Source organism: Caldimicrobium sp. SLHALR3 (assembly GCF_058692735.1).
Genome location: NZ_CP182484.1, coordinates 719,864 through 731,997 on the forward strand (window position 1 = coordinate 719,864; position 12,134 = coordinate 731,997).

Here is a 12,134-nt window from a genome sequence, read left to right on the forward strand (position 1 = left end):
AAAATTTTTGAAAATATTTTAACTTTAAAAGATATGAAAGTCAAGTATTATGTAGGAACTTGTGGCTGGAGTTATTATTCTTTTAAAGGATTTTTATATCCTCAAGATAGTAAACCAAGAGAGTGGCTGAAAATTTACTCTCAATATTTTAATACCGTAGAAATAAATGCTACCTTTTACAAAATTCCTACAGCAAAAACTTTTAAAAAGTGGTATGAGGAAACCCCTGAAGATTTTATCTTCTCAGTTAAGACGCCAAAAACTATAACCCATTTAAAAAAGCTTAAAGAAATAGAAGAAGATTTAAAAAATTTTCTTAAAGCTATATCTCCTTTAAAGGAAAAGGCAAGAATTCTTCTTTTTCAGCTTCCTCCTTCTTTTAAGTATAACAAAGAAGTTTTAGAAAATTTTTTAAAAGTTTTACCCTCAGATTATTTAAACACGATTGAAATAAGAAACATATCTTTTCACAACGAAGAGTTTGTAGAGCTTTTAAAAAGATATAATGTATGTTTGTGTTTTTCTGATTGTGCTGGTAAATATCCTTCCTGGTATGAAGTTCAAACAACAGACTATTTGTACATTAGAATGCATGGTTCCAAAAAGCTTTATGTATCAAATTATGAAGAAGAAGAATTAAAAAGGTTAGCCGAAAAGATTAAAGCTTTTAAGATTGATTCAGCCTTTGTTTATTTTGACAATACTGCAGAGGGATATGCTGTTCCCAATGCCTTAAAATTAAAGGAGCTACTTATGACTTGTGACTGAGTGGTTTTTCGTCTTTGAAGAGGGTTTTTATTTCAATTATTTCGTCTTTTATTTTAAGAAACAGCTCCACAAGTTTTGGATCAAAATGTTTACCAGATTCATTTTTAATTATTTCAAAGGCTTCTTCAATAGAAAAGGCTTTTCTGTAAGGTCTATCTGAAGTTAAGGCATCAAAGACATCTGCAAGAGAAACAATTCTTGCCAATAGAGGTATTTTTTTTCCTTTAAGTCCGAAGGGGTATCCTGTTCCATCCCATTTTTCGTGATGTAAAAGGGCTATTTTTTCTGCAGCTTTTAGATATTTTATTTTTGAGCCCTCAAGAATTTTTGCACCTATAATAGTATGAGTTTTCATTATTTCCCATTCTTCTTTAGTAAGAGGACCTGGTTTTAGAAGGATACTATCTGGTATTTTTAGTTTTCCAATATCGTGAAGAGGAGAACTGTATTTTATTAGTTCAATTTCTTCTTTATTTAATCCCAAATGCTCAGCAATTTTTGTAGAATAAAAGCTTACTCTTTGGATATGATATCCTGTAAATATGTCTCTAAATTCTGCAGCTTTTGCAAGTCTGTAAATTACTTCAAGGGAAAGGTCTTTTATTTCGTTGTAAGCTATTTGAAGCTGTAGGTAAAGTTTTTGCAGTTCCGATGTCTTTTTTTCTACTTCTTTTTCTAAAAGAGTTTGATAGTTTTTTAAAAAGTCTCTATATTTTTTTATTTTAGAAAGAGAAATTATTCTTGCTTTTAGCTCTGGTATAAGAAAGGGTTTATTTAGAAAATCATCAGCTCCTGAAGCAAGTCCTTTAATTCTTGTGTCCATATCATTTGCTGCTGTAATAAGAATTATTCCTATGTCAATTGTTTCTGGATTGTTTTTAATTATTTTACATAAAGATATTCCATCAAGTTCAGGCATTAAACAATCAACTACTATAATATCAGGGTTGACCTCAAAAAGTTTTTCCAAAGCTTCTTTTCCGTTTTTTGAAGTATAAACCTTATAACCTTCTAAGGAAAGAATATCCTTAAGATTCTCCCGAGTAGCAGGATCATCGTCAACTACTAAAATTTTTACATTTCTTGGGTCTTCAAGTTCTGGGAAAAACATTCTTCTACCATCTTTAAATCTTCAAAAGTATTTATATTTATAAAATTTTCATAATTTATTTTATCATTTTTTTCAATAAACAAAATTTGGTTTTTAGAGGCTAAATGTTGAAAGAGTCTAAAAAGACTTTTTTTGGGAGAGTTAAGTAAAAAATTTTCTATTTCTTCCTTTAAAGAACAGGGATAGACTCCGGGAAAAGGTCTAATTTTTTCTTTCCCTTTACTAACTATTAAAAAATTATGGCAGAAAATATAAGAAAGATTGCATAAACATTCTAAAAATTCTTTTTTTATTAAAGGTTGATCTACTGCTACTACTAAAAGAGCTTCTTTTTCTGAAAAAGTTTTTAGAGCAGAAACAATCCCAGACAAAGGTCCCTCTATTTCTGGATATAAATCCTTTATAAATATTATTTCGCCAAGTTTGATCTTTTCTTTAATTAGAGCCTCAACTATTTCAGTCTCTTGATTTTTATCTTTTACTGAAATATAAATAGGGGAAAAAAGATCTTTTAATTTTTGAAAAACCCAATAAATAAGAGGTTTTTTTAAAAGAATTTGGGTAGCCTTCTTTCCTCCTAATCTGCTACCCTTTCCTCCTGCTAAGATGAGTGTTTTCAACTTTTATTTATTTAATTTTAAATTTCCTTTTAAGTTCTCTTTCAAGGTCTCTTCTTTTTATTTCTTCTCTTCTATCGTAAATTTTTTTACCTTTGGCTAAGGCAAGTTCAACCTTTGCGAGTCCTCTTTCATTAAAGTAAATTTTAAGTGGAATAAGGGTATATCCTTTTTCTTGGACCTTTCCAGCAAGTCTTTTTATTTCTGATTTTTTTAAAAGAAGCTTTCTTGTTCTTGTAGGATCTATATTTTGAGCTTCCCTGCTGTGAGGATAAGGGCCTATATGGAGATTATAAAGAAAAACTTCTCCGTTAACCACTCTTGCAAAGCTATCATTTAAATTAGCCCTTCCCTGTCTTAATGACTTTACTTCACAACCAAGAAGCTGGATTCCAGCTTCATAAGTTTCTTCTATGTTATAAAGATGGTGAGCCTTTTTATTAGTACAAACTATTTTTTGTGGCATATTCAAAAAATAACACATGTAAGCATAAAATCAATTTACTTTACAGCTTCTTGACAAGAAAAATAACCTTTGCTATTATCCTTTTAAAAGGAAACATAATACCTAACAAGGAGGCAATTAATGAGTTCTCATAAACCTTTTATTTTGTGGTTTGATGAAATCACTTATAAAGATGTTCCACTTGTAGGGGGTAAAAATGCCTCCTTAGGAGAAATGTATTCTAAACTTACAGAAAAAGGAATTAAAGTTCCATACGGATTTGCTGTTACAGCTGAGGCATATAAATATTTTATTAAAGAAAATCACCTTGATGAAAAGTTAAAAGAGCTTTTAACAGGGCTTGATACTCATGATGTAGCAGATCTTCAGAGAAGAGGAGAAAAAATAAGAAAATTGATTTTAAAAGCTAAGATGCCTGAAGATTTGGCTGAAGAAATAAAAAAAGCTTATGCTAAATTGGAAAATATTTATTTTGAAAATGTAGATGTAGCTGTAAGATCTTCTGCTACTGCTGAGGACTTACCAGATGCCTCATTTGCAGGACAGCAAGAAACTTATCTCAATATTGTTGGAAAAGAGAATGTAGTTAAAGCGGTGCAAAAATGCTTTGCATCACTTTTTACAGATAGAGCTATTTCCTATAGAGAAGACAAGGGATTTGATCATTTTTCTGTTTATTTATCTGTAGCTGTGCAAAAGATGGTAAGAAGCGATGTGGCTTGTTCAGGAGTTATGTTTACCTTAGATACTGAAAGCGGATTTAGAGATGTAGTTTATATCACTGGTGCTTGGGGTTTGGGTGAGGCTGTTGTTCAGGGAAAAGTAAATCCTGATGAATATTATGTTTTTAAACCAACCTTAAAGCAAGGCTATAAGCCCATTCTTTCAAAGAAATTAGGAACAAAACATATAAAAATAGTTTATGGAAATAGTACAAAAAATCCTATAAAAACGGTAAAGACATCAAAAGAAGAGAGAAAAAGATTTGTATTAACGGATGATGAAATATTAACTCTTGCTAAGTGGGCAATTATTATTGAGGAACATTATGGAAGACCGATGGATATAGAATGGGCAAAAGATGGAGACGGAATTAATGTTGGGACAGGAGAATTATACATTGTTCAGGCTCGTCCTGAAACAGTTCATGCTGTGAAGCAACAAAGATATTATGAAATTTATAAACTGAAAGGAGAAGGAAAGGTTATTTGCACAGGAAATGCAGTTGGTAGTAAAATTGGACAAGGGAAAGCAAGGGTGATATTAGATGTGAGTGGGATTTCTGAGTTCAAAGAAGGAGAGGTATTAGTAACCACTATGACAGATCCTGACTGGGAACCCATAATGAAAAAAGCAGCAGCTATCGTTACTGATAAGGGAGGAAGAACCTGTCATGCAGCCATTGTTTCAAGAGAACTTGGTATCCCCTGCATTGTAGGAGCTGAAGTGGCAACTCAACTTGTAAAAACAGGAATGGAAGTAACTGTTGACTGCACTCAGGGAGAAGAAGGAAGGGTTTTAGAAGGTTTAGTTCCTTTTGAAGTAGAAAGAATTGATTTTGAAGCTTTACCGAGAACAAAAACAAAAATTATGATGAACATAGGTATCCCTGAACAAGCCTTTACTTATGCACAACTTCCTAACGATGGAGTTGGACTTGCAAGAATAGAATTCATAATAGGTTCTCACATAGGAATTCACCCTCTTGCTTTAATAGAATACGAAAAACTTAAAGAAATGGCTAAAAACGATAAAAAGATTGCTAAAGTAGTTTCTTTTATTGAAGAAAGAACCTATGGATATGAAAATAAGGCAGACTTTTATGTAGATAAACTTGCACAAGGTATAGCCATGATTGGTGCAGCTTTTTATCCCAATGATGTTATTGTTAGATTTTCAGACTTTAAAACTAACGAATATGCTAATCTTGTAGGAGGATTTTTATACGAACCAGTGGAACACAATCCCATGATTGGGTGGAGAGGAGCCTCTCGTTATTATGATCCTAAATTTGAACCTGCCTTTGCTTTAGAATGTAAAGCCATCAAAAAAGTTAGAGATGAAATGGGGCTTCATAATGTAAAGGTAATGATTCCCTTTTGTAGGACCGTTGAAGAGGGAATAAAAGTAATAAAAGTTATGGAAAAATACGGGCTTAAACAAGGAGAAAATGGGCTTGAAGTTTATGTAATGTGTGAAATTCCAAGCAATGTCATTTTAGCAGAAGAATTTGCCAAAGTTTTTGATGGATTCTCTATTGGTTCAAATGACCTTACTCAGTTAACCCTTGGTCTTGATAGAGACTCAGAGCTCGTTTCTCACATATACGATGAAAGAAATCCAGCAGTTAAAAAACTAATAAGGGAAGTTATACAGATTGCCAAAAGCTATAATAGAAAAATAGGAATATGCGGTCAAGCTCCCAGTGATTTTCCTGATTTTGCTGAGTTTTTAGTTGAGTGCGGAATTGATTCCATGAGTTTAACCCCAGATACCATAGTTAAAACAAGACTTTTAGTAGCAGAAAAAGAAAAAAGCCTTAGAAGATGAAAAATCTTTTAATACTATTTTTAGTGTGCTTTCCATCTTTAGTTTTTGCACAAATTAGAATAGGTATTTTACCTACTGAATTTAAAGGAAAAGAGGTATCTCCTCAATTTATAGAAGAAGTAAAAGAAACTATTTATAAAAATTTATCCTTTCCCTCTCAAATTGAACCAGTAATTTTAAGTAAAAAAGAAAAGGAGGTTTCATTTTTTCACTATTTTTTGAAATCTTCTATAAAAATTTCAAAAGAAAAAGCAAAAATGGAAATTGACTTATTGGAAGGTGCCTCTTCAAAAAAGGTTTATTCAGTAAAAGAAAAAGTAGATCTTCCTCAACTTTTATCAAGATTAGCAATTCATTGTGATGAAATAAAAAGAAGAATTTTGTCAAATAAGGGAACTCCTATTTTATCTCAAGAAAAAGAGTCTTTTTTTTCTAAAATAAATCCTTTTACCAAAATAAATAGCCTTTTTTCTAAGTTATTTTCTAAGAAGAATGAATTTGATATAAAGATTCCCGTCCCACCTCCTCCTCCACCTCCAGGTTATACTGAATATAAAGAAATTCCGAAAAATGTTTATCAGCAACCTCAGCAAGTTCAACCTAAAAAAGAAGTTTATCCACCATCTCCGTGGCAGTGGTTTTAAGTAAAAAGAGATGCTTAAAAGATACCAATCTCAAATTATTATTAAATCATATAAAAAAAAGAGAAAGAAAAAAAGAAAGTGGTTTATAGGGATCTTGTTAATAGGTATTATTTTTACAATTTCTATCTATTTAGTTCTTAATTTTATGGTTAAAAGGGAAATGAGGCAAATTGAAGAAATTGAAAAGGAAAACAGATACCTGAGAAAAGAAATTCAGAAGTTATCAAGTTCTGATGTTCCTTATGAAGAGCTTTTAAGAACAAAATATGGATATATAAAGGAGGGAGAAAAGATTATTATATATTCTCCATACTACTATAAAAGACAGACGGAGGTAGGGGAATGAAGTATGTAGTATTGGAAGGTTTTTATGAAGGAGAAGGGATAAAGATAGGTATAGTAGTTAGTAGGTTTAATATTTTTATAACTCAAAAGCTTTTAGAAGGGGCACTTGACATATTAAAAAGACACAATGTTTCTGAAGAAAACATATATGTTGCTTGGGTTCCTGGTGCGTTTGAGATTCCTCTTGTGGCAAAAAAGCTTGCAGAGACCAAAAAATTTGATGCCATTTTGTGTTTGGGAACAATTATAAGAGGAGCAACCCCTCACTTTGAATACATAGCAGCAGAGACTTCAAAAGGAATAGCCCAGGTAATGTTAGAGACGGGAATACCAATTATTTTTGGTGTGTTAACCACAGATACCATTGAACAGGCAATAGAAAGAGCTGGAACAAAAGCAGGTAATAAAGGAGCTGAGGCTGCACTTGCAGCTTTGGAAATGGTCAATCTTATAAAAAAGATTGAACATTTCTAAGGGGGTGATTTATGAAAACTTTAAGTGATTTTGATTTGAAGGGTAAAAAGGTTTTTATTAGAGTTGATTTTAATGTTCCTATGGAAAATGGTAAAATTACTGATGATACGAGGATTATAGAGAGTCTTCCTACCATAAACTATGTCGTTAATTCCTTTGGAAAAGCTATTCTTTGTTCTCATCTCGGAAGACCAAAAGGTAAAAGACTTCCTGAATATTCTTTAAAACCAGTATATGAATATTTAAAAAAGCTTTTAAAAGTTCCGGTCAAATTTTTAGAAGACATCACAAGCGAAGAAGCAGATAAAGTTCTTGAAGAATTAAAAGAGGGAGAAGTTTTACTGTTAGAAAATGTCAGATTTTATGATGGAGAGACAAAAAATGATTTAGAGTTTGCAAAAATTTTAGCTAAATTTGCAGATATCTTTATAAATGATGCCTTTTCTGTTTCACATAGACCTCATGCTTCAGTAGTAGGAATTGCTCAACTTGTTACTGAGAAAGGAATAGGATTCCAAATGGAAAAGGAATTGAAATATCTTTCTAAAATCGTAGGTAAACCAGAGAGACCTTTCTATGCAGTTGTGGGAGGAAGCAAAACTTCTACGAAAATAGGAGTTTTGAAGAGCCTTCTTAATAAAGTAGAGAAGCTTATAATAGGCGGAGCTATGGCCAATACCTTTTTAGCTGCAAAGGGATTTCAGATAGGTAATTCCTTATTAGAAGAAAATTCCCTTGATATAGCAAGAGAAATAATAAAGGAGGGGAAGGATCAGGGAGTAAAAATTTATCTTCCCGTTGATGTTGTTGTTGAAAGAGGAAATGAGGTTAAGGAAGTCAGTTTAAAAGAAATAACTAACGAGGACAAAATTTATGATATAGGAAGTGCAACTGTAGAACTTTTTTCTAAAGCTTTGGAAGGAGCTAACACCATTGTATGGAATGGTCCCTTAGGATATTTTGAAAAGCCTCCGTTTCATAAAGGAACTGTAGCTATAGCAAGAAAAATAGCAACTCTTTCTGGAACAACCATAGCAGGTGGTGGTGATACGATATTGGCTATAAAACTTGCTGGAGTTGAAACAGCTTTTTCTTATATTTCTACTGCAGGAGGAGCCTTTTTAGAATACCTTGAAGGAAAAGAACTTCCAGGATTAAAAGTTCTTAAAATTTAAACTCAAAATTTTAAGGGGTAAGTGGAATGAAAAAATATCTTTTTGCTGGAAACTGGAAGATGAATAAAACCCTTAAAGAAGTAAAAGAATACTTTGACTATTTCTTAAAAAAGATTCCTGAAATAGACTTTTCTGATAGAGAAGTAATGATTGCTCCACCCTTTGTTTACTTAGCTTTATGTCAAAGCATTATTAAAAATACTCCTTTAAAGTTAGGTGCGCAAAATGCTTGTTGGGAAGAAAAAGGAGCTTTTACAGGAGAAATAGCACCTCCTATGCTTAAAGAACTTGAAGTTGAATATGTGATTTTAGGACACTCAGAAAGGAGACACATTTTTGGAGAAACTGACGAGCTAATAGCTAAAAGAGTGGAAGGAGTTTATAAATTTCAACTCGTGCCAATTTTATGTGTAGGAGAAACTTTAGAAGAAAGAAAAAAGGGAAAAACTTTAGAAGTGGTAGAAAAACAACTTTTAGAAGGATTAAAGGGTTTAAAAAAGGTGAAAGGAGACGACATAGTTATTGCTTATGAGCCTGTATGGGCTATAGGAACTGGTATTAACGCAACACCTGAAGAAGCAGAAGAAGTTCAAGCTTTTATAAGAGAAAAAATCAAAAATATATATTCAGAGGAAGTAGCAGATAGAATTAGGATTCTTTATGGAGGAAGCGTTACTCCTGAAAATATAAAAGATTTAATAAAAAAGCCAAATATAGATGGTGTTCTTGTAGGTGGTGCTTCTCTTGATCCAGAAAAATTTTTCAAAATTTGTAGTATAAAGGTGGAGAAAGAATAAAAAATGGTGGAAAAATCCTGTTCTTTATCAGATTATTCAAATGTTCCTCAAGAAATATTAGAAATTTCCAAAAAATATAAAAATATCGCTATTGTTGGAGTAAGCCATAATCCGGATCGTCCAAGTTACATGGTAATGGAGTATCTTTTAAAAGAAGGATTTAAGGTCATACCTGTTAATCCTATAAGAGAAGAAATTTTAGGACAGAAAGTTTATCCCTCTTTATCTGATTTGCCTTCTGGATTTTACCCCGAGGTCATTATAATTTTTAGAAGGTCTGATCAGGTTCTACCCATTGTAAAAGAAGCTATAAAATTAAAACCAAAAGTAATATGGATGCAAGAAGGAATAATTAATGAAGAAGCTAAAGAACTTGCTGAAAAAGAAGGTATAAAGGTGGTTATGAATAAGTGTTTTAAAAAAATTCACATTCTTGGCAAAAATAAATTCTGAGAGATGGCAGTTTCAGAAACAGCCTTAGAACTTTATAATACCCTTGAGAATCTTAAAAACATAATTTCAAAAAAAAGATTTGACCTTATAGAGCTAACCCTTACTCCCTTTGTCCTTTCTGCCCAGAAATATCTATCCTTAACGACCTTAAATGAAGTATTTCTGGAATTTTTAATGAGGCTTTCTGAAGCTATCTATTTAAAAAGTTGCTTACTCATTAATACCTATGTTAAAAGTGAAAATGAGATGGAAACTTCAAAAGAATTAAAATTTGAGGAATACCAAGTAGAAAAAAAGCTGAATTACTACAAAGCTCTCCCCTTAGACAGGATTTTATTTGATAGAATCTTTTTAAGTAAAGTTCCAGAGATTTTAGAAAAAATAAGTAGAGAGAAGAATTTAGAAAGAGGAGAGAAAAGCTTAATTTTGAAAGCAATTTTATCTATTTTAGCTCGGGAAGAGTTTAAAGAAAGAATGCAAAAAAATTTTTCGACTTTTTCGATAGAGTTTTATATGAATGAATTGAAAAAATATCTAAAAGAAAAGATATCGTTTTCGTTTAGAGAACTGATAGAGGAAAAAGTAGGAAAAGAAAAAGAGAATAGATTTGCGGAAATTGTTTATTATTTTTTGTCATTACTTTTTTTGTGCTTTGAAGAGATTTGTTATATGATTCAGAATAGCGAAAATGAAGATATTGTAGTGTTTTCAAAAAATCACCTGTAATCCAAAATAGGATTAAATTAAAAATAAAAGAAAATTTAAGAAAATTAAATAAAAAATTATAAAATTTTGGAAGATATAAAAAATCGCAAGTTGTTTGGCTATTTTTAAAATTTGACTTTTTGGTTAGTAAAATAAAAATGCAAAATAATAGTTGAAAATTTACAATTAGGGTAAAAGTATGTCCTACAAGATCGTTCATAATTTTGAGATTTGTGATGGTTGTGGAAGTTGTGTAAGTGTCTGTGCTGAAAATCATTTTGGATTAAGCAATTGTGGAATTTATAAAGTTGGAGATAAATTTTATTATTTTTCCTGTATGCATTGTAAAAAGCCTCAGTGTGGCGCTGTCTGTCCTGTGGGAGCAATTTCTATTAAAGAGGGTGTAGTAGTTTTTGATGCAGAACTCTGTGTAGGTTGTAGAAATTGTGTAGAGGCTTGTCCCTGGGGTGTTCCTCAATTTAATTTCAATACAGGAACTATTAATAAGTGTGATCTTTGTTATAATAAAATAATAGCAGGTGAAATGCCTTTTTGTGTAAGTGCCTGTCCAAATAAAGCTTTAGAGGTAAAAAAAGTGGAACCAAAAGCTGCAGAAAAAACTGCAAAGGGAGAATAGCTAAAATGGGACCTTATTTCAATTTATTCACTTTTGCTTTATTACTTTTAGTTCTTGGTATAGCACTTGTTGGAATAAATTTACTTTTGGGATTAAGAAGACCTCATCCTGAAAAGTTGATTCCTTACGAATGTGGGCTTGATCCTTCAGGTGATGCAAGGATCCCTTTTAGAGTAAGATTTTATTTGATAGCGGTTATATTTTTGGTATTTGATGTGGAAATAATTTTTCTTTATCCTTGGGCAGTTATTTTTGAGGAACTTAGCTGGTTTGGTTTTGTAGAAATAGGAATTTTTGTATTAATGTTGTTAATAGCTTATATATATGCTTGGAGTGAGGGAGCATTAAAATGGGAATAGAAAAGGATACCGTAGAAATAGCCCCTGGTATTAGGCAGATTCCAGGAGCACCTGTAGTTATAAGTCCCATTGATAAAATTATCAATTGGGCTCGTGCAGGTTCTATGTGGCCTTTAACTTTTGGTCTTGCCTGTTGTGCCATAGAGATGATGGCAACAGGAGCAAGTCACTTTGACTTGGATAGATATGGAATCATATTTAGAGCTACTCCTCGTCAAGCAGATGTTCTCATTGTTGCAGGAACAGTTACTAAAAAGATGGCTCCTATTGTGAGAAGGGTTTATGATCAGATGCCAGAACCCAAATATGTTATTGCTATGGGAAGTTGTGCCTGTTCTGGAGGTATTTTTAAAACCTATTCTGTGGTTCAGGGCGCAGATGAGTTTTTGCCAGTAGATATTTACATTCCAGGTTGTCCTCCAAGACCTGAAGCTCTTCTTTTTGGTTTATTAAATCTTCAACAAAAGATAAAGCAAGAAGCTAAAAAATGGGGATTTTGGAGATAGAAGATGGAGGAATTGCTTAGTGAATTGAAAGAAAAGTTTTCTTCAGTTATTGTAGAAATTCAGGAAAAAGATTTTCCCACTTTGATTTGTAAAAGAAGTGGATTTTTAGATTTAATGAAGTATTTAAAAGATGAAAAGGGATTTAAGTATTTAATAGATTTATGTGGAGCAGATTATTTGAATTATCCTCAAAAGAACTTTGAAGAGCGCTTTGAAGTAGTTTATCATCTTTATAATCTGGATAGCAAAATTCTTTTAAGAATAAAAGTAAGGATCCCAGAAAGCGATTGTTGGCAATATTCAGTTACTTCTCTTTGGAAAACAGCAGATTGGTTTGAAAGAGAAGCCTATGACATGTTTGGCATAAAGTTTAAGGGTCATCCAAACTTAAAGAGGGTTCTTATGCCGGATGATTGGGAAGGACATCCTTTAAGAAAGGATTATCCGCTTTATTTAGAGGAAGAGCAAGAATGGAAAACATATAAAGACTTTATACAAAAAGTTAAAGAAAGGGGTTAAGAACTGAT

Annotated in this window: 16 protein-coding genes; 13 read left to right on the forward strand and 3 right to left on the reverse strand. The window is 32.0% G+C overall.

The genetic code is table 11. The features are described 5' to 3' along the window. The first annotated feature begins 33 nt into the window (after window positions 1-33). Complete coding sequence (locus ACLGLP_RS03785) at window positions 34-768, forward strand: DUF72 domain-containing protein (protein WP_492113599.1); 735 nt, start codon at window positions 34-36, stop codon at window positions 766-768. Here ACLGLP_RS03785 and ACLGLP_RS03790 read toward each other — a convergent pair. From ACLGLP_RS03790 to smpB, 3 genes are read right to left on the reverse strand one after another with little or no spacing between them, the layout of a single operon-like run. Then, the gene (locus ACLGLP_RS03790) at window positions 752-1,879 is read right to left on the reverse strand and encodes an HD domain-containing phosphohydrolase (protein WP_492113600.1); all 1,128 of its coding nucleotides are present in this window, start codon (window positions 1,877-1,879) and stop codon (window positions 752-754) included. The two genes, ACLGLP_RS03785 and ACLGLP_RS03790, sit on opposite strands and share 17 nt — an antisense overlap. Beyond that, on the reverse strand, window positions 1,843-2,499 hold the full coding sequence (locus tag ACLGLP_RS03795) for a molybdenum cofactor guanylyltransferase (RefSeq protein ID WP_492113601.1): 657 nt from the start codon (window positions 2,497-2,499) through the stop codon (window positions 1,843-1,845). Before ACLGLP_RS03795 ends, ACLGLP_RS03790 begins: the two co-directional genes overlap by 37 nt. Before the next feature lie 7 nt (window positions 2,500-2,506). Next, complete coding sequence (gene smpB, locus ACLGLP_RS03800) at window positions 2,507-2,962, reverse strand: SsrA-binding protein SmpB (protein ID WP_492113602.1); 456 nt, start codon at window positions 2,960-2,962, stop codon at window positions 2,507-2,509. A gap of 120 nt (window positions 2,963-3,082) precedes the next feature. Here smpB and ppsA point away from each other — a divergent pair, with 120 nt between their 5' ends. The 12 genes from ppsA to ACLGLP_RS03860 all read left to right on the forward strand — a co-directional run bounded on the left by ppsA (window position 3,083) and on the right by ACLGLP_RS03860 (window position 12,126). Further along, complete coding sequence (gene ppsA, locus ACLGLP_RS03805) at window positions 3,083-5,512, forward strand: phosphoenolpyruvate synthase (protein WP_492113603.1); 2,430 nt, start codon at window positions 3,083-3,085, stop codon at window positions 5,510-5,512. Next, window positions 5,509-6,156: a hypothetical protein gene (locus ACLGLP_RS03810; RefSeq protein ID WP_492113604.1), complete on the forward strand. Its 648-nt coding sequence runs from the start codon at window positions 5,509-5,511 to the stop codon at window positions 6,154-6,156. The genes ppsA and ACLGLP_RS03810 overlap by 4 nt, the downstream gene beginning before the upstream one ends. A gap of 10 nt (window positions 6,157-6,166) precedes the next feature. Further along, window positions 6,167-6,502, forward strand: a complete 336-nt coding sequence (locus ACLGLP_RS03815) for an FtsB family cell division protein (RefSeq protein ID WP_492113605.1) — start codon at window positions 6,167-6,169, stop codon at window positions 6,500-6,502. Further along, window positions 6,499-6,975: a 6,7-dimethyl-8-ribityllumazine synthase gene (ribH, locus tag ACLGLP_RS03820; protein ID WP_492113606.1), complete on the forward strand. Its 477-nt coding sequence runs from the start codon at window positions 6,499-6,501 to the stop codon at window positions 6,973-6,975. Before ACLGLP_RS03815 ends, ribH begins: the two co-directional genes overlap by 4 nt. A gap of 11 nt (window positions 6,976-6,986) precedes the next feature. After that, the gene (locus ACLGLP_RS03825; RefSeq protein ID WP_492113607.1) at window positions 6,987-8,150 is read left to right on the forward strand and encodes a phosphoglycerate kinase; all 1,164 of its coding nucleotides are present in this window, start codon (window positions 6,987-6,989) and stop codon (window positions 8,148-8,150) included. Window positions 8,151-8,176: 26 nt separating this feature from the next. Beyond that, on the forward strand, window positions 8,177-8,947 hold the full coding sequence (gene tpiA, locus ACLGLP_RS03830; RefSeq protein ID WP_492113608.1) for a triose-phosphate isomerase: 771 nt from the start codon (window positions 8,177-8,179) through the stop codon (window positions 8,945-8,947). Window positions 8,948-8,950: 3 nt separating this feature from the next. Then, complete coding sequence (locus tag ACLGLP_RS03835; RefSeq protein WP_492113609.1) at window positions 8,951-9,400, forward strand: CoA-binding protein; 450 nt, start codon at window positions 8,951-8,953, stop codon at window positions 9,398-9,400. 3 nt (window positions 9,401-9,403) lie between these two features. Next, window positions 9,404-10,126, forward strand: coding sequence for a hypothetical protein (locus ACLGLP_RS03840; RefSeq protein WP_492113610.1), 723 nt, complete (start codon window positions 9,404-9,406; stop codon window positions 10,124-10,126). Between the two features lie 178 nt (window positions 10,127-10,304). After that, window positions 10,305-10,742, forward strand: coding sequence for a 4Fe-4S dicluster domain-containing protein (locus ACLGLP_RS03845; protein ID WP_492113611.1), 438 nt, complete (start codon window positions 10,305-10,307; stop codon window positions 10,740-10,742). A 5-nt stretch (window positions 10,743-10,747) separates the two neighbouring features. Beyond that, on the forward strand, window positions 10,748-11,101 hold the full coding sequence (locus tag ACLGLP_RS03850; RefSeq protein ID WP_492113612.1) for an NADH-quinone oxidoreductase subunit A: 354 nt from the start codon (window positions 10,748-10,750) through the stop codon (window positions 11,099-11,101). Next, the gene (locus tag ACLGLP_RS03855) at window positions 11,092-11,607 is read left to right on the forward strand and encodes an NADH-quinone oxidoreductase subunit B (protein ID WP_492113613.1); all 516 of its coding nucleotides are present in this window, start codon (window positions 11,092-11,094) and stop codon (window positions 11,605-11,607) included. The genes ACLGLP_RS03850 and ACLGLP_RS03855 overlap by 10 nt, the downstream gene beginning before the upstream one ends. 3 nt (window positions 11,608-11,610) lie before the next feature. After that, on the forward strand, window positions 11,611-12,126 hold the full coding sequence (locus tag ACLGLP_RS03860; RefSeq protein ID WP_492113614.1) for an NADH-quinone oxidoreductase subunit C: 516 nt from the start codon (window positions 11,611-11,613) through the stop codon (window positions 12,124-12,126). Window positions 12,127-12,134 lie beyond the last annotated feature (8 nt).

Coding starts and splice junctions, on each gene's coding strand:
- ACLGLP_RS03815 (WP_492113605.1), top strand. CDS start 6,167: ATGCTTAAAAGATACCAATCTCAAATTATTATTAAATCATATAAAAAA.
- ACLGLP_RS03860 (WP_492113614.1), top strand. CDS start 11,611: ATGGAGGAATTGCTTAGTGAATTGAAAGAAAAGTTTTCTTCAGTTATT.
- ribH (WP_492113606.1), top strand. CDS start 6,499: ATGAAGTATGTAGTATTGGAAGGTTTTTATGAAGGAGAAGGGATAAAG.
- smpB (WP_492113602.1), bottom strand. CDS start 2,962: ATGCCACAAAAAATAGTTTGTACTAATAAAAAGGCTCACCATCTTTAT.
- ACLGLP_RS03785 (WP_492113599.1), top strand. CDS start 34: ATGAAAGTCAAGTATTATGTAGGAACTTGTGGCTGGAGTTATTATTCT.
- ACLGLP_RS03835 (WP_492113609.1), top strand. CDS start 8,951: ATGGTGGAAAAATCCTGTTCTTTATCAGATTATTCAAATGTTCCTCAA.
- ACLGLP_RS03850 (WP_492113612.1), top strand. CDS start 10,748: ATGGGACCTTATTTCAATTTATTCACTTTTGCTTTATTACTTTTAGTT.
- ACLGLP_RS03845 (WP_492113611.1), top strand. CDS start 10,305: ATGTCCTACAAGATCGTTCATAATTTTGAGATTTGTGATGGTTGTGGA.
- ACLGLP_RS03840 (WP_492113610.1), top strand. CDS start 9,404: ATGGCAGTTTCAGAAACAGCCTTAGAACTTTATAATACCCTTGAGAAT.
- ACLGLP_RS03810 (WP_492113604.1), top strand. CDS start 5,509: ATGAAAAATCTTTTAATACTATTTTTAGTGTGCTTTCCATCTTTAGTT.
- tpiA (WP_492113608.1), top strand. CDS start 8,177: ATGAAAAAATATCTTTTTGCTGGAAACTGGAAGATGAATAAAACCCTT.
- ACLGLP_RS03825 (WP_492113607.1), top strand. CDS start 6,987: ATGAAAACTTTAAGTGATTTTGATTTGAAGGGTAAAAAGGTTTTTATT.
- ACLGLP_RS03855 (WP_492113613.1), top strand. CDS start 11,092: ATGGGAATAGAAAAGGATACCGTAGAAATAGCCCCTGGTATTAGGCAG.
- ppsA (WP_492113603.1), top strand. CDS start 3,083: ATGAGTTCTCATAAACCTTTTATTTTGTGGTTTGATGAAATCACTTAT.
- ACLGLP_RS03790 (WP_492113600.1), bottom strand. CDS start 1,879: ATGTTTTTCCCAGAACTTGAAGACCCAAGAAATGTAAAAATTTTAGTA.